A 17,428-nucleotide genomic window follows, 5' to 3' on the forward strand; every position below is an offset into this window, starting at 1 on the left:
TCACTCGCCCTTCGCGTCGCGGTGGGCCAGGATCTCCTTGATGATCAAGGGGATCGCCGTCGTGGTCTGCTCGTAGGCGAACCCGAACGCGATACGGCCCTCCCCCACCATCGTCCGGACGCGCTCCTCGGTGACGACCATGCCGGGGGTACCGACGATACCGACCTGCTTGGCGCCGAGGATCGCCGTCGCCGCGGCGAGCGCCCCGCCGCCGCCCGACCAGCAGGTGCCGATGTAGTAGTCGGCCTGTCCCTTCTTGACCAGGCGGGCGCCTTGCATGTCACCGAGGGCTGCCGCCTCGACGCGCCCCCCGCCGGCGTCTTGCGCGATCTTGGCCATGGTCGGGGCGTCGACGCCGGCGGCGACGACACGGATGGGGCGAGGCTCGTTCATCGGAAACCTTTCGTGGGGTGCTGGATGTGCTGGTGCGATGCGCGTGCGTGAGGCCGAGTGCCGCAGCGGAGGGGCGAGGAGGCGGCCCCGGGCCGCATGGCTCTCGTCATCCCGTCAGTACCTCATCACGAGTGATAGCGTCCGGATCGTGGAACACGGCGGAATTGAGCGAGAAGCCCGACTGCCCTACTACGAGCAGCTCAAGCAGCTCATCCTGCGCGAGATCGCCCAGAACGGCTGGGAGCCGGGCCACCTGCTGCCGTCGGAGACCGAGATGTGCGCCCGGTACGGCGTGTCGCGCACCGTGGTCCGCCAGGCCGTCGGGGAGCTGGTCACCGAGGGTGTCCTGCACCGGATGCGCGGCAAGGGGACCTTCGTCGCGCGGCCCAAGCTCTCCGAGCAGTTCATGGAGAGCACGGTCGGCTTCTTCGAGGACATGACCAGCCACGGGCACTCCGTGTCCAGCACGGTGCTTTCGATCGACCGGGTCGAGGTCGCCGGACGCATCCGGGAGCTGATGGGCACGGACGTGGGGGCGCACTGCCTGGAGATCGTCCGCCAGCGAGCCGTCAACGACGAGGTTGTCGCCTTCACGAAGTCCTACGTCAACCGCGACGACCTCGAGCTGCTCGAGCACCTGCGCGCGGCGGACCTGTCGAAGGGCTCGCTCTACCGCATCCTCGAGGAGTCGTTCGGGCTGCGCATCGAGAGCGGTCACCGCTCCATCGAGGCGACGAGCGCCGCCGGCATGATGACCCGGCTCCTCGACGTCGGTCCGGGCGACCCCCTGCTCTACGTCGAGTCGGTGGGTCGCGACGCCTTCGGCGGTGTCATCGAGTGCTTCCGCGCCTGGCACCGCGCCGACCGGATGCGCGTCGAGATGGACGTCGTGCGCGAGAAGCGTCCCGGCGGCCCCCTTCTCGCTCAGGTTCTGGCCTGAGGGTCCGGCGGGGGTCACGTCGCGGTCCCTGCGACCCTGCGACCGGTCACCTCGGCAGCCACGTCCGCGAGCTCGGCGAAGCGGGTGGCGTGCATCGGCAGGTCGAAGACCTCCGCGATCACCTCGGTCCAGCCGTGCAGGAAGTACCGCCAGCCGTCGGCGACCGTCAGGCCCCGCTCCCACTCCTGCGCCCGGGCCTGCTTGAGGAAGTCGAGGTCGCCCCGGTAGTTCATGTCCCAGGCCACGGCACCGCGGGAGAACACCGCCGCTTCGCTGATGGGCGAGCCCGGCGAGTCCTTGCCCATGCCGGTCGCGTTGACGATCAGCGAGCCCGGCGCGGCGGAGGCGACGACCCTGTCGGTGTCGGAGGTGCCGGCGGTGCGGCACAGCTCCACCTCGGCCCGGGCCGTCGTCAGGCGCGACAGGACCTGGTTCGCGAGCTCGAGCCGCTCCGGGTCCCGGTCGGTCAGCACGAGCCGGCGAGGCTGGTGCTGCTCTCCGAGTACGGCGACCAACAGCGCCAGCCCCGCCCCTCCTGCCCCGAGGCAGACGACGTCGCTCGAGCCGTCGCGCCACGGCTCCGCACCGAGCAGCTGCGTATACGCCTGCCGCGAGGTGATCGGGTCCTTGGCCCAGCCCAGCATCCGCCCGTCCCGCAGGACGATGCACGAGACCTCGTGACACAGCCGCGCGGCGTCGTCCAACTCGTCGAACCAGGCGCCGGCGGCATCGTGGACCGCGGCCTTGTGAGTGGTGACCAGGGCGCCGGCGGCCTGCGGGTCGGAGCGCACCGACTCCACGGCGTCGCGCACGTCGGCGAGCGGGGCGTGCAACGGCAGATCCACCCCCCGCATCTCGGCATCGAGACCCAACACCTCGGCCCATGCGGGGAAGATCTTCATGATGCTCGACTGGGTCGTGGACACACCGACGAAATAGAGGCGACGCACCGGATCCTCCTTCTCTGACGTCATCTTGTTATGACGTTATGATATCCATCATGCCCGGTCAAGCGTTCGTCCGCACCGTCCTCGGTGACATCTCCCCCGACGCACTCGGTCTCACCGTGTGCCACGAGCACCTCATCACCGCGCCGGCTCCCCGCCTGCGCGACGGCGATGACCTCCTGCTCGACGATCCCGACCGCGCGACCGCCGAGCTCGGGATCTTCCGTCAGGCCGGCGGCGGCGCGCTCGTCGAGCTGACGGTCGCCGAGTTCGGTCGGGACGCGCCGGCGCTCCAGCGGATCTCCGCGGCCAGCGGCGTGCACGTGGTGTGCACGACCGGCCACGTGTCGGTGGACTACTGGGACGGCGTGATCGACGTCCCCGCGATGTCCGTGGAGGAGCTGCTCCACGAGATGACCACGGACCTGACCGAGGGCGTCGACGGGACCACCGTCCGCGCCGGGATCATCAAGGCGGGCAGCTCGCGCGACGAGGTCACGGACGCCGAACGCCGGGTGCTCACCGCGGCCGGCCGTGCCCAGCAGCTGACGGGCTCACCGATCACCACGCACACCACGGCGGGCACGATGGCGCCGGAGCAGGCGCGGATCCTGCTGGCGGCCGGCGCCGACCCCCGGCGCACCTGCCTCGGCCACCTGGACCGCCGGCTGGTCTACCCCGAGCTGCGTGCACTCGCACGCGACGGCTTCCGGCTCGGCTTCGACTGCATCTCCAAGGACTGGTACGAGCCGGACGCGAAGCGCGTGGAGACGATCGCCCGCCTGGTCGACGACGGGCTGGGCGAGCACGTGGTGCTCTCGGGCGATCTCGCCCGGCGCAGTTCCTGGGTGTCGTGGGGCGGCGGCCCCGGCTACAGCTACATCCCCTGGCGGTTCGTCCCGTGGCTGCGGCGCGCCGGCCTCCAGGAGGAGGCGATCCACCTGCTCACCGTCGCCAACCCGGCCCGGTTGCTCACGTGGGCCGCCCCGGCGTGAGCCCTGGCCGCGCCGGTGGCGCGGCCGAGGGTCAGGCCGGGGTGGGACGGTAGATCGGGCCGCGGGCGACGACCACGTCGAGGATCCCGTCCTCGAGGTAGGACTCGGCCTCGTCGGGCAGCGCGGGGTTCTTCATCGGCGCCGGACCCGGGTAGCCCAGCTCCCGCCGGACCCGCGGGTTGATCAGGTAGGCACCGGCCACCGCCATCGCGAACGACCCGAACAGCACCGGATCCTCGACCCGCAGCCGGTCGACCACCTCCGCCGGCTCACCCTCGCGCGCCAGCACCGCCCGCACCGCCCCGTCGAGGTCGGCACGCACCGCCATCGCCCGGTCGATCCACTGCGTGTGCACCTCCGCACCACTGGCCGAGGGCAGTCCCGCCCCACCGGCGATCAACCGGTCCGCCAGCAACGCCAACCGGTCCCGCTCCTGCGGGGTCAACGCCGGCGCAGCGGCCGGCTGGATGGTCACATTGGTGATGCTCATGCCGTCGACACCTCCTGCTCACGCCGGTTCTCCACCAGGTACGTCGCCGTGCGCTTGGCCAGCGCACAGATGGTCGCCGTGGGGTTCACCCCGGTGGCGGTGGGGAACTGGCTGCCGTCGATCACGTACAGGTTCGGCACGTCGTGCGTGCGTCCCCACCGGTTCACCACCGACGTCGCCGGGTCGTCGCCCATCTTCGCCGTGCCCATGTTGTGCCAGGACGGGTTGTTGCGGTTGGTGATCCAGGCCTTCGTCGCACCCGCGGCCTCGTGGGCCTCGAGGCTGCGCTGGAGGTTCCAGTCGACGAGCCGGTGCGTGTTCTCACCGGTGACGTAGGCGACCTTCGCCGCCGGGAGGCCGTCGGAGTCGGTGATGCTGTCGTCGAGGGTGATCCGGTTGTGCTCCTCGGGCAGGTCGTCGGGCATGATCATCCACTCGATCATGTGGCCGACCGACGACTTCATGCGCTCGGTGAACGACTCGCCCCAGAAGGGCTCGTCGGCCACTCCGCCCTCGCCCAGCGTGAACCGGTTGATCATGCCGAGCGGTCGCCCGGCGTTCGGGATGATGTGCCACTTGCTGCCGCGCACGAAGCCCCGCGACGCGTCGGTCTCGTAGAACTGCATCGACTCGATGGCCTCGCCGGTGGGACCGACCCAGTCCTCGAGGTCGTCCTCGTAGAGACCGACCGACGTCCCGAAGGGGTGGGTCATGAACCGCCTGCCGACCAGCCCCGAGCTGTTCGCGAGGCCGTCGGGGTGTTGCGAGGAGGCCGACATCAGCAGCAGCCGGGGCGTGCCGATCCCATTCGCGCCGACCAGCACCACCTTGGCGGGCTGGAACTTCTCCTGCCCGTCCTGGAAGTACACCGCACCGTTGGCCAGGCCGTTCTCGTCGAGGGTGATCCGCGCGACCCGCGCACCGGTGACCACCCGGGCACCGTGCGCCAGTGCGTCCGGGAACAGCGCCACGTCGGTCGAGCCCTTCGCGCCCTGCGGGCAGCCGTACATGCACACGCCGTACCGCTCGCACTTCTTCTGGTGGCGGTGGTCCTGCGAGGCGATCGAGTTGTAGCCGGGCCACCAGTGCCACCCGAGCCGGTTCATGCCCTCCGCCATGACGCGGCCCGACATGTTGATCGGCAGGCTCGGCAGCGGCGGGTCGTAGCCCGGCGGGTACGCCGGGTTCCCGCCCTTGCCGGAGATGCCGAGCTCGAACTCGACCTGCCGGTAGAAGGGCTCGAGCTCCTCGTACGTCAGCGGCCAGTCGTCGGCCACGCCGTCGAGGGTACGGACGCGGAAGTCCGACGGCTTCGCGCGGCACCAGCAGCTCGCGTACAGCACCGTGCTGCCGCCGACACCGTTGAACATCCCGATCACCGCGTTGGAGTCCTCGAGGTTGATCGGGTAGTCCTCCGGGCGCTGGCGAACGTTGGGGTTCGGATGCCAGGGCCCCGCGCCGAGGAGCTCGTACTCCGGTCGAAGTCCCGGCAGGTCGCTCTGGTTGACCCAGTGTCCCTGCTCGAGGACGACGACGCCGAAGCCGTTCTCGGCGAGGTGCTTGGCAGCGACACCGCCCGAGGCGCCGGCGCCGATGATGAGGACGTCCGCCACGTCTGTGCTCACGAGTTCTCCCTTGGTCCCGCGTTCGATCCGGTCCTGGCGCTGCTAGAGGAGCGCCTTGAGCTGCTCGGCGACCTCGTGGATGTCGGCGACCGCACCGACGTCGGCGTACCCGAAGATCGGAGCCTCCTCGTTGGTGTTCACCGCGACGATGGTCCGGCTGTGCTGCATGCCGGCGAGGTGGTGCAGCGCGCCGGAGATGCCGAGTGCGATGTACACCTTCGGCTTGACGGTGACGCCGGTCTGGCCCACCTGGTGCACGGCGGGCAGCCACCCGGCGTCCACCACCGGCCGCGAGGCGGCGAGAGCGGCACCCATCCGGCGCGCGATGTCGGCGAACGCCGCGATGTTCTCCTCCGAGCCCACGCCACGGCCGACCGCCAGGATCACGTCGGAGGCGGTGAGGTCGACGTCACCCGAGGGGCGATGGACCTCTCCGACCCGGACAGCCGACGGCGTCGGGGTGACGTCGAGCGCCCGGACCGACGGCGCACCGCCAGGCGCTGCCGCGGGCCACGCCGAGGCGCGGACCAGCGCGAGCACCGGCCGGTCGGCCGGGAAGGCGTACTCGGCGCGGACGCGGCCGTCGTAGATCGACCGCTCGGCGGTCACGCCGTCGCCGGAGGCGCTGAGGGCCACGACGTCGGGTGCGTAGGCGAGGTCGAGCCGCTCGGCGACGGCGGGGGCCCACGACGTCGACCGGATGGTGAAGCCCGCGAGCACCACCCGCGGCGCCACCTCGGCCACGACCGCCTCGACGACCTGCCTCATCTGGTCGTGGTCACGGTCGCCGCCCGGCACGGTCACCGTGAGGATCTCCGTGACGCCGGCGAGGGCCACCTGGTCCGCGAGCGCCGCCGCGTCGGGGCCGGCGATCGCCACGACGACCTCGTCGGCGAGGGCCGCCGCGGCTGATACGGCCTCCGCGGTCAGCGGGGACACCGAGCCGTCGACGATCTCGGCCACCACGAGCGAGCGGGTCATCACTGCACCTCACGAACGATGGTCAGGATGCGCGCGGCCACCTCGGCGGGGCCACCTTGCACCATCTGCACGGTCCGACCACCGGCGTGGTCGGCGGTCATCCGGGTCAGCACGACCCGAGGGGCCGGGAGGTCGACCGGCGTCAACGCCGGGATCTCGGCCTTCTTGGCGCGCATCTTGTCCTTGAACGTGCCGTAGCGCGGCTCGTTGGCACCGACCTGGACGCTCACGACCGCGGGGAGGTCGACCTCGACCTCGTCCGACACGCCGGCCTCGAACTCGCGCCGGAGGGTCAGCGTGGAGCCGGCGACGGCCAGCGACCTGGCCACCGAGACCGCGGGCACCCCCCAGGCCGCGGCGAGCGCGGGACCGGTCGACTGACTGCCGGTGTCGGAGGCCTGGACGCCGGTGAGGACCAGGTCGGGCTGCTCCGCCCGGACCCCTTGGGCGAGAGCCGCGGCGAGGGTGCGCGTGTCGATGAGCAGGCCGGGCGCGACCTCGACCCGGAGAGCCCGGTGGGCGCCCATGGTCAGGCCGGCGCGTAGCGCCTGCTCGGCCTCGTCGCCGCCGGCGCTCAGCAGCACGACCTCGCCGTCGCCCGAGGCCTCGACGAGCGCGAGGGCCTCCTCCACGGCGTTCTGGTCGGCCTCGTTGAGGCTGGTCGTCACGAACGCCTCGTCCACGGCAGTCCCGTCAGGGGTGAACTCGAGGTAGGCCGAGACCTCCAGCGCCTGGGTCACGCAGACCAGCACCTTCATGGGGCCTCCACCACCGAATCCGTCGCCATTGCATCATATGCAGTGCTTACGCGCATATTGCAGAGTCTATGTGGCGTGCGTCGCACCGTCAAGGCACATCATGACGTCATCATCTGAGGCGCCTGCAGGAGTGCCGGATCTCGGGCCCGTGGGGGCCGGCGGACGTCGGTCAGGGCCGGAGCAGCCGCTGACGGCTGGCGTCCGCGAGCTCGTGCAGCTCGCCGATGGCGGCAGCCGGGTCGGCAGCCTTGAGGACCTCGACGATCGAGCCGCCGAACCCGACCCCGACCGCGCCGGCCCGGAGGTACTCGGCAGCATTGCCCAGGCCGATCCCGCCCACCGCGACGACGCCGACCCCGGGGAACGGTCCCCGCAGCGCGGGGAGCCAGTCCGGACCGACGACCGACGCGGGGAACAGCTTGACCGTGCGGACGGCGTGCCGGACCGCCGTCCCGACCTCCGAGGGCGTCAGCACTCCGGGCAGCGGGACGGCGCCGGCCTCCACCGCCACGTCGACCACCTCGGGATCCACACCGGGTGAGATGATCACCGTCGCTCCGAGGTCGATCGCACGGCGTGCGTCCCCGGGCGTCAGCACGGTGCCAGCACCGAACCGCCGACCACCGGCGACCTCGGCCACGGCCTGCAGCGAGGCCCAGCCGGCCTCACCCTGGACTGGCACCTCGACGAGGTCCATGCCCGCGGCCCAGCACTCCTCGGCGTGGTCGCGCGAGCGCTCCGGGCCGAAGCCACGCAGGATCGAGACGGTCCGCAGCGGGACCGGAGCCGGGGCCGTCACTGCCACCCCAGCTGTCGCGAGGTCTCGCGGGTCGCCTCGATGAGCGCCGGGGCGAACCCCAGCAGCGTGTCGCGATCCACGCGCGAGGACGGGGCGGTGACGCTGAAGGCACCGACCACCCGGCCCTCCCCGGAGAACACCGGAGCCGAGATGCAGTGGATACCGGGCTCGTTCTCCTCGGCGTCCAGCGCGTACCCACGCTCCCGGCTCAGGGCCAGGTCGGCCTCCAGGGCCGCCCGGTCGGTGATCGTGGCGTCGGTCATCCTGGTCAGCTCGTAGTGGTCGAGCAGCGCGTCCCGTTCGTCCTGCGGCAGGAAGGCGATGATGCCCTTCGCGACCCCCGTGCAGTGCAGGCGGGCGACCGCGCCGATGCGCGAATGCATCCGTACGGGGTGACTGGCCTCCACCTTCTCGACGTAGAGCACCGTGTTGTCCTCCAGGGAACCGAGGTGCACGGTCTCACCGGTCGCCTCGCGCAGGGACTCCATCGCCGGCCGTGCGATCGAGCGCAACTCGATGCCTTCCAGCGCCTGGTAGCCGAGCCGGAACATCGTCGGGCCGAGCCGGTAGCTGTGGTCGGGCAGCTCCTGGACGAACCCGTGCTTGCGCAAGGTGTGCAGGAAACGGAGCGCCGTGGAGTGGTGGACCTCGAGTCGCGCGGCGATGTCGCCGATGCGTCGCGGTCGCTCGCCCACGAACTCGAGCACCTGCAGCGCGCGGTCGAGAGTCTGACTCATGCTCGTCCTCCGATGATGGTCTCGGGGAGAGACTCCCCCGTCCTGCGGGCCAGCTCGACGAGCTCGGCGTCGTCGACGTCGGGCCCGATGTCTCCCGCGACGCCGATCGCCCGTGAGGCGACCAGGTGGCCCAACCGGAGTCTGCCACGGTCCGACCAGCCCCAGGACCGCGCGACGAGGTACCCCGCCGCAAAGGCGTCACCGGCCCCGGTGAGGTCGACGACCTCGACCGTCCGGGCGGGCTCGGCGGCGACCACCCCGTCGGCGGTCAGCAGCACCGCGGCACCGCCTCCGGCCTTCAGGACGACCTCGTCGCCTGCCTTCCGCACCAGTGCGTCCGCCACCGCGACGGGATCGTCGGTGCCCAGCAGCCAGCGGGCCTCGTCGTCACCGACGAACACCAGGTCGGCCGCCTCGGCGAGGGGTATCAGGCACGCCGCCGCCTCGGTCGGCCCGGACCACAGCTGGGCCCGGTAGTTGACGTCGAAGCTGGTGCGCCCGAGGCCGCGACGCCGACGCAGGAGCGTCTCGAGCAGCTGTCGGTCCTCGGTGGAGAGCGCCGCGGTGACCCCGGTGAGGTGCAGGTGGTCGACCTCCTCCACCAGCGCGAGGTCGAGCAGGTCCAGGCGCCGAGCCGCACTGGTGCTGCGGTAATAGCGCATCCGCGTGTTGAACGGACGCACCTCCTTGACGCACGCCGCGGTCGGTCGGGACGGGTCCCAGTCGACGACCACGTCGACCCCGTGGTCGGCGACGAAGTCGCGGACGAAGCCGCCCAGCTCGTCCTCGCCGAGGCGAGACAGCCAGCGGGCGGGCAGGCCGAGACGGGCGGCGGCGATCGCCACGTTGCTCTCGGCACCCGCGGCCGTCAGGCGGTAGCTGTCGGCGGGACCCGCCGGGTCGTGGATGAAGACCGCCATGGTCTCGCCGATCGTGACGAGCCGAGGCATCGAGGCCAGCGCGCTCACGTTCCCCTCCTTGTCCGGGGTCTCTCGCAGGGCGGCGCGCTCGACGGAAGCCCTGCCGGCCCGACGCGCCTTGACGGGCTCCGTACCGGAAAGATACGCTGAAACTGCGCACTGTGCAACGTTGTTGCATATGTTGCACGCCTCTGAGACGCCGCGACATCCGCGGGCGTCCGCCCCGACCCGGAAGGAAACGACGTGGTCTTCCAGCTGCGGACCTACCAGATCAAGCCCGGCGTGATGGGCGAGTGGCTCGATCTCTTCCACGGGGCGGTGGTCCCCCTGCACGAGAAGTATGGCCTGCCGGTACGCACCGCTTGGGTCGACCACGAGACCAACACCTTCACCTGGGTCCGGGAGCTGACCGGAGAGGGCACGGCCGAGGAGCAGGAGGCGGCGTACCGCGCGACCGAGGAGCGCGAGCGGGTGATCGGCGACCGGCCCAAGGCCTTCATCGAGTCGATGGTCGTGCGTGAGGTCGAGCGCGCGTTCCCCGCGGAAGGGTGAGCGACCCCATGGAGACCCGCAAGCTCGGTCCGGAACTCGAGGTCGGTGCCGTCGGCCTGGGCTGCATGTCGATGTCCGGCACCTACGGCACGGACTTCGACGACGCCGAGTCCCGCAGCACGCTGCACCGGGCCGTCGACCTGGGCGTGACGCTCTTCGACACCGCTGACGTGTACGGCCCCTTCGCCAACGAGGCCGTCGTCGGGCACGGCCTCGCGGCCGTCCGCGACCGCGTCGTGCTCTCCACCAAGTTCGGGTTCGTCCGGGACTCGACTGGCCGCAACCACGGCGTGTGCGGCCGGCCCGAGTACGTCAAGCAGTCCTGCGACCTGTCCCTGCAGCGCCTCGGGACCGACCACATCGACCTCTACTGGCAGCACCGGGTGGACCCGGAGACCCCGATCGAGGAGACCGTCGGCGCCATGGCCGAGCTCGTGGCGGCCGGCAAGGTCCGCTACCTCGGCCTGTCGGAGGCAGCCCCCGACACGATCCGCGCGGCACACGCCGTCCACCCGATCACGGCCGTCCAGAGCGAGTACTCGCTCCAGAGCCGCGACGTCGAGGCCGAGGTGCTGCCGGTGTGCCGCGAGCTCGGCATCGGCTTCGTGGCCTACAGCCCCCTGGGCCGTGGACTGCTCACCGGCGCGATCACCTCGGCGTCGGACCTGCCCGAGGACGACTGGCGCCGTACCTCGCCGCGGTTCAGCGGCGATGCCCTCGACCACAATCTCGCGCTCGTCGACGCGTGTCGGGAGATCGCCGACGAGCTGGACTGCACCCTGGCCCAGCTCGCGCTGGCATGGGTCCTTGCGCGCGGGGACGACGTCGTCCCGATCCCCGGCACCAAGCGCGTGCGCAACCTCGAGGCGAACGTCGCCGCCGCCGCCCTCCGGCTCACGCCCGAGCACGTGGCCCGCCTGGAGGAGATCGTGCCGCCCGACGCCGTGGCGGGCGAGCGGTACGCCGACATGTCGGCCGTGAACCTGTGACGGCCACGCACGCGCTCGAGCCGGCGCCGGACGACCTGCTCCCCGACCTGCTCCGCCGGCGGGCGAGCGCGGACGGCGGGCGCGAGTTCGTCCGCGACGTCGACGGCCGATCGATGACCTACGCCGCGGCCTACTCCCGGGCGTGCTCGGTGGCGAACGGCCTGCTCGCCACCGGGATCGCCCGGGGCGAGTCCGTCGTGATCATGGCCGACAACGCTCCCGACTCGATCTGCACCTGGCTGGGGATCTCGCTGGCCGGCGCGGTGGAGGTCGCGATCAACACCGGGTACCGCGGCCGCTCGCTCGAGCACGTCATGCAGAACTCGCAGGCGCGGGTGGCCTTCGTCGAGGAGCAGCTCCTCCCCCGGCTCGTCGAGATCCGCGAAACCCTCACCCACCTCACCACCGTGGTGGTGTACGGCGCCACCGGCACCGGCGCGGTGGACGTGCCGGGATGGACGGTCATCGAGTTCGAGGACCTCCTCGGGAGCGACACCGACCCCCAGGTGCCGGTCGGTCCCCACGACATCGCCTCGGTCGTGTACACCTCGGGCACGACCGGGCCCGCCAAGGGCGTGATGATGCCTCACGGGCAGATCCGCCTCTTCTCGCGACTGGGCGTCGAAGGGGCGCGCATGGAGGCGGACGACGCCTTCTACTGCTTCATCCCGCTCTTCCACGTCGCGGGCAAGTTCATCGGCATCATGGGGTCGATGATGACCGGCGGCCGGGTCGTCCTGGACACCCGGTTCGCGGTGGAGGCGTTCCTGCCGCGGGCCCGCGAGCACGGCTGCACGATCGCCCTGCTGCACGGGCCGCTGGTGGAGATGCTCTACCAGCTGCCGGAGTCTCCCGACGACGCCGACAACCCGATCACCCGGATCATGGCCTCGCCGTTCCCCGCGCACCTCGCCCTGGACTTCCAGCGGCGGTTCGGCATCAGGGGTATCGAGACCTGGGGCATGACCGAGGTCACCATCCCCATCTGGCAGCCGTTCGACGAGCCGCTGCGCCTCGGGTCCTGCGGTCGACTGCGGTCGGAGCACTTCGAGCTGCGCATCGTCGACCCGGACACCGACGAGGAGATGCCCGTCGGCAAGACCGGGGAGATGGTGTTGCGGCCCAAGCGGCCGTTCACCATGATGCAGGGCTACTTGCGGATGCCGGAGGTCACCCTCGAGACCTGGCGCAACCTGTGGTTCCACACCGGCGACCTCGGCTACCTCGCCGACGACGGCTACGTCTACTTCGTCGACCGGGTCAAGGAGCGGATCCGGCGGCGGGCCGAGAACATCTCCTCGTTCGAGATCGAGATCGCCGGCCTCACCCATCCCGGCGTCGCGGAGTGCGCGGCCGTCGGCGTCCCGTCGGAGTTCGACGGCGACGACGACGTCCTGCTGTGCGTCGTCCCTGCCCCCGGGAGCCGTCCCGACGAGGCCGAGCTGATCCGGCACCTCGCCGGCGAGCTGCCGCACTTCATGGTGCCGCGCTACCTGCGCTACCTCGAGGCGCTCCCGCGGACGCCGACCGGCAAGCCGCAGAAGGTCCAGCTGCGTACGGAGGGTGTCACCGAGGACACCTGGGACCGCAAGGCCGCCGGCATCTCTCTTCGTCATGTCATCCAGGAGGTCGAGCAGTGAAGGTCATCACCGTCGAGCAGGTCCAGGTCGGCGACCGCGAGGTCTGGACCCGGACGATCACCGACGCCGACGTCGTCATGTACGGCGGGCTCATCGGCGACCGGGGCCCGCTGCACCTCGACGAGGAGTTCGCCGCCTCCACCCGGTTCGGGGGTCGCATCGCCTACGGCATGCAGTGCGGCGGCTACATCGGCGCGACGCTCGCCCAGCTGCTGGGTGTCGGCAGTGCCTACGTCTCCCAGAACCTGCGCTTCCGCGGTCCGGTCCGCATCGGCGACCGGATCACCGTCGAGACGGTGGTCACGGGCAAGGACGAGGACCGGCGCCGCGTCTTTGTCGACACGACCGTGTCCAAGAACGGCGGCGAGGTCGTCGTCGAGGGTGAGGCGGAGCTCGTCATGTTCCCCGTCGACGGGGAGTCCTGACCGTGGACCCGTCGACGTTCGAGGCGCTCTTCGATCGGGTCAGCAACTGGGGACGGTGGGGCACTGAGGACCAGCGCGGCACGCTCAACCTCCTCGATGACCGGAGCCGCCTCGACGCGACGGCAGCAGCGCGGTCGGGCCAGGTCGTGAGCCTGTCCCACGACCTCGACACCGTGAGCGGGCCGGACAACGGCAGGCCCACCCTCCACTACATGACCCAGCAGGCCGACGTCGGCGGAGGCGAGCCACGCGTCAACACCGACTTCGTCGGCTTCGACTTCCACGGCAAGTCCGTGACCCATGTCGACGCACTGTGCCACTGCAGCTTCCGCGGTCGCCTCTACAACGGGGTGGGCTCGGCGGACGCGGTGGACAGCCGCGGCGGCCGCTTCGGTGCGGTCGACCAACTGCGCGAGGGAGTCGTGGCCCGCGCCGTCCTCGTCGACCTCCCGCGCGCGGCCGGTGTCGGATGGTTGGAGCCCGGCACGGCAGCGGGACCTGAGGACCTTCTCTCCGCGCTCGCCTCGCAGGGAACCGAACGCAGGCCCGGCGACGTCGTCCTCGTGCGCACCGGTCACCGCCGGCGCCGCGCCGAGCTGGGAGCGTGGGACCCGTCGAACCTCAGCGCCGGCCTGGCGCCGGAGGCGATGGAGTGGCTGCACGCCACCGACACCGTCGTGCTCGGCAGTGACGGGGACAGCGACTCCCGCCCGAGCGGCGTCGACGGCGTCGAGAGCCCGATCCACGCCCTCGCCCTCACTGCGATGGGCATGCCGCTCATCGACAACCTGAACCTGGAGGACGCCGCCGTGGCGTGCTCCGCGGCCGGACGGTGGGACTTCCTCTTCGTCCTGGCCCCGCTCCGGATCCCCGGCGGGACCGGCTCGCCGGTCAACCCGCTGGCGATCCTCTGATCAGCCCGTCATTGCCCGCTACTCACCTGCGAAGGACCACCATGCTCGAAGACATCACCGTCGGCACCGCCGGGACGCTGGAGCGTCTCATCACCGAGGAGTACTGCACGACCCGCGGCGACTACCAGATCTTCTCCACCCCTGACCTGGTGCTGCTGCTCGAGGCCGCCGCGATCGAGGCGCTGGCCCCGCACCTTCCCGAGGGCCAGTCGAGCGTGGGTACGACGATCGACATCGCCCACTCCGCCGCGACCCTCAAGGGTCAGACGGTCGTGTGCACGGCGACCGTCACCGAGGTGGACCGCCGACGGGTGGTCTTCGACATCGTGGCCACCGACGAGTTCGACACGGTCTGCACGGGCAAGCACGAGCGCTTCGTGGTCGACCTGGAGAAGTTCGGCACTCGCCTCGCCGAGAAGGCGCAGAAGGTCGCCTCTCTCTGACGACCCCGGGTCACCGGCCGGCGAGCGCAGACAGCACCGCCGCCGCGCCGGTGCCCAGGTCCTGCACCACGGCCAGGTGCGGGACCTCGCGCAGCCGGTCCACGTCGTACACCCCGGTGGCGACGCCCACGAACCCGATGCCGGCGTCGGCGGCCGCATGTCCGTCTGCCTGCGTGTCGCCGATGATCACGGGGACCAGCCCTTCCTCTGCCGCAAGCGCCGCCGCCGCATGGGCGAGGTCGGGGCGGACCGCGGACTCCGCCCCGAAGAAGCTGCGCTCGAAGTCGAAGAGGCCGGGGTCCAGTGCCGCCGACCGCAGCTTGAGCCGCGCCCGAACCGGTCCGTTGCCCGTGAGAAGTGCGTTCACGTGGCCGGCCTCGGCGAGGGCCACGAGCATCTCGGCCACCCCGGGCTGGACGATCCGCTCCCCCGGGGTCGCGAAGTGGGCCTCCGACACCTCGACGAGGGACCGGCTTCCCGCCGCGACGTCGTCCTCTGAGCCACCGTTCGCGAGCAGATACTCCGTCACCTGCTGGAGGTCGGTCTTGCCGTGGCGGTAGGGGTGCACCACTTCGGCCACCGGGCCGACCACGGCCTCCAGGGCCCGGACGAAGAGCACCTCTTCGTTGTCGTCGTTGGAGATCAGGGTGCCGTCGATGTCCCAGAGGATCAGCCGGCGCTCGGTCGCGGTCATCGGCGGTGCGCCTCGAGCGCGTCCCAGTCCAGCTCGATGCCGTGCCCTGGTCGTTCGGGTGCCGTGGTGTAGCCGTCCACGATCTCCATCGGGTGAGCCAGGTAGCGGTCGAGCGAGAAGCCGTGCGACTCCATGTAGGTCCGGTTCGGCGCCGCGGCCAGCAGGTGGACGGTCAGGTCGTGCGCCCCGTGCGACGTCAGAGGCAGGTTGTGCGCCTCGGCCAGGGCCCCGATCTTGCGGAACGTCGTCATCCCGCCGCAGTTGGTCACGTCGGGCTCCGGGTAGGTCAGGCCGCCGGCCGACATGAGCGTGTGGAACTCGTACAGCGTGTGCATGTTCTCGCCGGTCGCCACCGGCGTCCGCCCCTCACGGACGACGCGGACGTGCCCGGCCACATCGTCGGGGATCGTGGGCTCCTCGATCCACAGCAGGTTGAACTCCTCCAGGGCGCGCGCGGCCCGGATCGCCTGGTCCGCGCTCCACTTCATGTTGGCGTCGACCATCAGCGGGAAGTCGTCACCGAGGTGCTCACGCATGCTCCGCACCCGCTCGACGTCCTCGCTCAGGCTGGGCCGGCCGGCCTTCATCTTGATCGCGCGGTAGCCCTGCTCCTGGAACCGGTCCGCCTGCTCGAGCAGCTCGGGGACGGTGAAGTCGAGGTCGATCCCGCCGGCGTAGACCGGGACCTGGGGGTCGTAGCCGCCGAAGAGCCGCCAGAGCGGCTGGTTCGCCTTCCGGGCGCGCAGGTCCCACAGCGCGATGTCGACGGCGGAGATCGCGGACGTGGCGTGGCCGCCGCGACCCGAGTAGTGGACGGCCCACCACATGTCCTGCCAGATCTTCTCGATCCGGTCCGGGTCCTGACCGACGACGACCGGCGCCAGGTAGTCCTCGATGAGGACATGGAACGCGCGGGCGCCGGAGTTCACGGCGTAGGTGTAACCCATCCCCTCGGCGCCGTCGCTGTCCACGACCCGCACGGTGACCAGCTCGAAGTGAGGGATCGTGCCGTGCGTGCTGTCGCTGAGGACGGTCTCCAGGGGTACCAGGAAGTAGTCGGTCTGGAGGGACTGGATGGTCGTCACGTAGGTCCGCCTTGTTCTGCCAGGGTGGGAGCAACCGGCGCCGGTGCGCCGGTCAGGGAGATCGGAAGTGGGACGTCGAGAGCGTCGGCGACCTGCTGCAGGTCGGCGAGGACGGCCGCGGACAGATCGACGCGGCCGTCGGCCTCCCGCTCGCGGCGCACCTCGGGTTCGCCCGGGACGAGCGGGGGTGGCACGTCCAGCTCGCCCCCGCTGGCGTGGACCGCGTCGACCAGGGAGTCGATCCGCGAGCGATAGTCGTCCAGGGGGGCGACCACGTCGGCGCGGACGGCGATGAAGAGATGTCCGAGGCGCTGGGGCGTGGCCGGATCGCCCGACAGCGCCACGACGTCGGGGCTGGTCCCGGCGCCCCCCACGGCGAGCAGCGCGTCGACCGCGAAGGCGAGCCCGAACCCCTTGGGCCCGCCGACCGGCAGCAGCGCGCCGTCGAGGCCGGCAGCCGCGGAGGTGGTGGCCCTCCCGTCGCTGTCGACCGCCCAGCCCATGGGGATGTCCTCGCCCGCACGCTGCGCCATGATCAGCCGGCCCTGGCTGGTCACCGTGGTCGCCATGTCGAGCTGCGGACGCCGGTCGTACGGCGCGGGCACGGCCACCGCGATCGGGTTGGTGCCGAGCACCGGGGCGCCGCCGAAGGGCGCGCACATCACCGGCTCGGTGTTGCAGGCGGCGACGCCGACCATCCCCGCGTCGGCGATCCGGTTGGTGAAGTAGGCGCTCGCGCCGAAGTGGTTGGCGTTGCGCGCGATCACGCAGCCGATGCCGTGTGCGCGGGCTCGCGCCACGGCCAGGTCGGCGGCCGCCGCGCCGGTGCTGGCGCCCGGGCCGGCGTCGGCGTCCACGACGACCAGGGCGCCGGCGTCCGACACGACGCTGAGTCGGGAGCGGACGTTGATGCCACCGGCGCTCAGTCGCTCGACATAGGTGGGGAGGCGAAGCACACCGTGGGTGCTGACCCCGCGCAGGTCGGCGAAGACGAGGCTGTCGGCGACCATCGCGGCTTCGTCAGCGCCGAGTCCGGTGCGCTCCAGCACGCGCGTGGTCCAGTCGACGAGCTCGCCGACCGGCGCGGACTCCATCACGAGC

The 17,428-nt window shown here is 71.3% G+C and carries 20 protein-coding genes; 8 read left to right on the forward strand and 12 right to left on the reverse strand.

The features are described from left to right. Positions 1–393 (reverse strand): DUF2620 family protein, encoded by a 393-nt coding sequence (locus ACYQ0U_RS19065; protein WP_459975460.1) that lies wholly within the window; start codon positions 391–393, stop codon positions 1–3. 148 nt (positions 394–541) lie between these two features. On the opposite strand from ACYQ0U_RS19065, the gene ACYQ0U_RS19070 reads away from it, so the two are divergent. After that, positions 542–1,333, forward strand: a complete 792-nt coding sequence (locus ACYQ0U_RS19070) for a GntR family transcriptional regulator (RefSeq protein ID WP_459975461.1) — start codon at positions 542–544, stop codon at positions 1,331–1,333. Between the two features lie 14 nt (positions 1,334–1,347). On the opposite strand, the gene ACYQ0U_RS19075 is transcribed toward ACYQ0U_RS19070, so the two are convergent. Next, the gene (locus ACYQ0U_RS19075; protein WP_459975462.1) at positions 1,348–2,283 is read right to left on the reverse strand and encodes a shikimate dehydrogenase family protein; all 936 of its coding nucleotides are present in this window, start codon (positions 2,281–2,283) and stop codon (positions 1,348–1,350) included. Between the two features lie 50 nt (positions 2,284–2,333). Here ACYQ0U_RS19075 and ACYQ0U_RS19080 point away from each other — a divergent pair, with 50 nt between their 5' ends. Then, the gene (locus ACYQ0U_RS19080; RefSeq protein ID WP_459975463.1) at positions 2,334–3,275 is read left to right on the forward strand and encodes a phosphotriesterase family protein; all 942 of its coding nucleotides are present in this window, start codon (positions 2,334–2,336) and stop codon (positions 3,273–3,275) included. Between the two features lie 31 nt (positions 3,276–3,306). On the opposite strand, the gene ACYQ0U_RS19085 is transcribed toward ACYQ0U_RS19080, so the two are convergent. The 7 genes from ACYQ0U_RS19085 to ACYQ0U_RS19115 all read right to left on the reverse strand — a co-directional run bounded on the left by ACYQ0U_RS19085 (position 3,307) and on the right by ACYQ0U_RS19115 (position 9,633). Further along, positions 3,307–3,765 (reverse strand): hypothetical protein, encoded by a 459-nt coding sequence (locus ACYQ0U_RS19085; RefSeq protein WP_459975464.1) that lies wholly within the window; start codon positions 3,763–3,765, stop codon positions 3,307–3,309. Further along, on the reverse strand, positions 3,762–5,390 hold the full coding sequence (locus ACYQ0U_RS19090) for a GMC family oxidoreductase (RefSeq protein ID WP_459975465.1): 1,629 nt from the start codon (positions 5,388–5,390) through the stop codon (positions 3,762–3,764). Before ACYQ0U_RS19090 ends, ACYQ0U_RS19085 begins: the two co-directional genes overlap by 4 nt. A 42-nt stretch (positions 5,391–5,432) precedes the next feature. Continuing rightward, complete coding sequence (locus ACYQ0U_RS19095; RefSeq protein WP_459975466.1) at positions 5,433–6,371, reverse strand: electron transfer flavoprotein subunit alpha/FixB family protein; 939 nt, start codon at positions 6,369–6,371, stop codon at positions 5,433–5,435. After that, entirely contained in the window at positions 6,371–7,129 is a 759-nt protein-coding gene (locus ACYQ0U_RS19100; RefSeq protein WP_459975467.1) for an electron transfer flavoprotein subunit beta/FixA family protein, read from the reverse strand. The genes ACYQ0U_RS19095 and ACYQ0U_RS19100 overlap by 1 nt, the downstream gene beginning before the upstream one ends. Before the next feature lie 169 nt (positions 7,130–7,298). Next, on the reverse strand, positions 7,299–7,934 hold the full coding sequence (locus ACYQ0U_RS19105; protein ID WP_459975468.1) for a bifunctional 4-hydroxy-2-oxoglutarate aldolase/2-dehydro-3-deoxy-phosphogluconate aldolase: 636 nt from the start codon (positions 7,932–7,934) through the stop codon (positions 7,299–7,301). After that, positions 7,925–8,665, reverse strand: coding sequence for an IclR family transcriptional regulator (locus tag ACYQ0U_RS19110; protein WP_459975469.1), 741 nt, complete (start codon positions 8,663–8,665; stop codon positions 7,925–7,927). The genes ACYQ0U_RS19105 and ACYQ0U_RS19110 overlap by 10 nt, the downstream gene beginning before the upstream one ends. Next, on the reverse strand, positions 8,662–9,633 hold the full coding sequence (locus ACYQ0U_RS19115) for a sugar kinase (protein WP_459975470.1): 972 nt from the start codon (positions 9,631–9,633) through the stop codon (positions 8,662–8,664). Before ACYQ0U_RS19115 ends, ACYQ0U_RS19110 begins: the two co-directional genes overlap by 4 nt. Positions 9,634–9,828: 195 nt before the next feature. Here ACYQ0U_RS19115 and ACYQ0U_RS19120 point away from each other — a divergent pair, with 195 nt between their 5' ends. From ACYQ0U_RS19120 to ACYQ0U_RS19145, 6 genes are read left to right on the forward strand one after another with little or no spacing between them, the layout of a single operon-like run. Continuing rightward, a complete protein-coding gene (locus ACYQ0U_RS19120; protein ID WP_459975471.1) occupies positions 9,829–10,137 on the forward strand; it encodes an NIPSNAP family protein in 309 nt (102 codons plus the stop codon). A gap of 8 nt (positions 10,138–10,145) precedes the next feature. Further along, a complete protein-coding gene (locus ACYQ0U_RS19125; RefSeq protein ID WP_459975472.1) occupies positions 10,146–11,126 on the forward strand; it encodes an aldo/keto reductase in 981 nt (326 codons plus the stop codon). Further along, entirely contained in the window at positions 11,123–12,766 is a 1,644-nt protein-coding gene (locus ACYQ0U_RS19130) for an AMP-binding protein (RefSeq protein WP_459975473.1), read from the forward strand. The genes ACYQ0U_RS19125 and ACYQ0U_RS19130 overlap by 4 nt, the downstream gene beginning before the upstream one ends. Then, on the forward strand, positions 12,763–13,191 hold the full coding sequence (locus tag ACYQ0U_RS19135; protein ID WP_459975474.1) for a MaoC family dehydratase: 429 nt from the start codon (positions 12,763–12,765) through the stop codon (positions 13,189–13,191). Before ACYQ0U_RS19130 ends, ACYQ0U_RS19135 begins: the two co-directional genes overlap by 4 nt. 2 nt (positions 13,192–13,193) lie before the next feature. Further along, the gene (locus tag ACYQ0U_RS19140) at positions 13,194–14,105 is read left to right on the forward strand and encodes a cyclase family protein (protein WP_459975475.1); all 912 of its coding nucleotides are present in this window, start codon (positions 13,194–13,196) and stop codon (positions 14,103–14,105) included. A 41-nt stretch (positions 14,106–14,146) separates the two neighbouring features. After that, positions 14,147–14,548, forward strand: coding sequence for a thioesterase family protein (locus tag ACYQ0U_RS19145; RefSeq protein ID WP_459975476.1), 402 nt, complete (start codon positions 14,147–14,149; stop codon positions 14,546–14,548). A 10-nt stretch (positions 14,549–14,558) separates the two neighbouring features. Here ACYQ0U_RS19145 and ACYQ0U_RS19150 read toward each other — a convergent pair whose 3' ends face one another. The 3 genes from ACYQ0U_RS19150 to ACYQ0U_RS19160 form a co-directional block, all read right to left on the reverse strand. Beyond that, positions 14,559–15,242 (reverse strand): HAD family hydrolase, encoded by a 684-nt coding sequence (locus tag ACYQ0U_RS19150; RefSeq protein WP_459975477.1) that lies wholly within the window; start codon positions 15,240–15,242, stop codon positions 14,559–14,561. Continuing rightward, on the reverse strand, positions 15,239–16,327 hold the full coding sequence (locus ACYQ0U_RS19155; protein ID WP_459975478.1) for a mandelate racemase/muconate lactonizing enzyme family protein: 1,089 nt from the start codon (positions 16,325–16,327) through the stop codon (positions 15,239–15,241). The genes ACYQ0U_RS19150 and ACYQ0U_RS19155 overlap by 4 nt, the downstream gene beginning before the upstream one ends. Continuing rightward, a partial coding sequence (locus tag ACYQ0U_RS19160) for an Ldh family oxidoreductase (RefSeq protein WP_459975479.1) occupies positions 16,324–17,428 on the reverse strand: 1,105 nt, incomplete at its 5' end. The genes ACYQ0U_RS19155 and ACYQ0U_RS19160, both read right to left, overlap by 4 nt.

Source organism: Nocardioides pyridinolyticus (genome assembly GCF_054653575.1).

What these genes read in the sequence shown, in the direction of transcription:
- ACYQ0U_RS19065 (WP_459975460.1), bottom strand. Translation starts at nt 393, where the DNA reads ATGAACGAGCCTCGCCCCATCCGTGTCGTCGCCGCCGGCGTCGACGCC.
- ACYQ0U_RS19080 (WP_459975463.1), top strand. Translation starts at nt 2,334, where the DNA reads ATGCCCGGTCAAGCGTTCGTCCGCACCGTCCTCGGTGACATCTCCCCC.
- ACYQ0U_RS19085 (WP_459975464.1), bottom strand. Translation starts at nt 3,765, where the DNA reads ATGAGCATCACCAATGTGACCATCCAGCCGGCCGCTGCGCCGGCGTTG.
- ACYQ0U_RS19095 (WP_459975466.1), bottom strand. Translation starts at nt 6,371, where the DNA reads ATGACCCGCTCGCTCGTGGTGGCCGAGATCGTCGACGGCTCGGTGTCC.
- ACYQ0U_RS19100 (WP_459975467.1), bottom strand. Translation starts at nt 7,129, where the DNA reads ATGAAGGTGCTGGTCTGCGTGACCCAGGCGCTGGAGGTCTCGGCCTAC.
- ACYQ0U_RS19110 (WP_459975469.1), bottom strand. Translation starts at nt 8,665, where the DNA reads ATGAGTCAGACTCTCGACCGCGCGCTGCAGGTGCTCGAGTTCGTGGGC.
- ACYQ0U_RS19125 (WP_459975472.1), top strand. Translation starts at nt 10,146, where the DNA reads ATGGAGACCCGCAAGCTCGGTCCGGAACTCGAGGTCGGTGCCGTCGGC.
- ACYQ0U_RS19145 (WP_459975476.1), top strand. Translation starts at nt 14,147, where the DNA reads ATGCTCGAAGACATCACCGTCGGCACCGCCGGGACGCTGGAGCGTCTC.
- ACYQ0U_RS19150 (WP_459975477.1), bottom strand. Translation starts at nt 15,242, where the DNA reads ATGACCGCGACCGAGCGCCGGCTGATCCTCTGGGACATCGACGGCACC.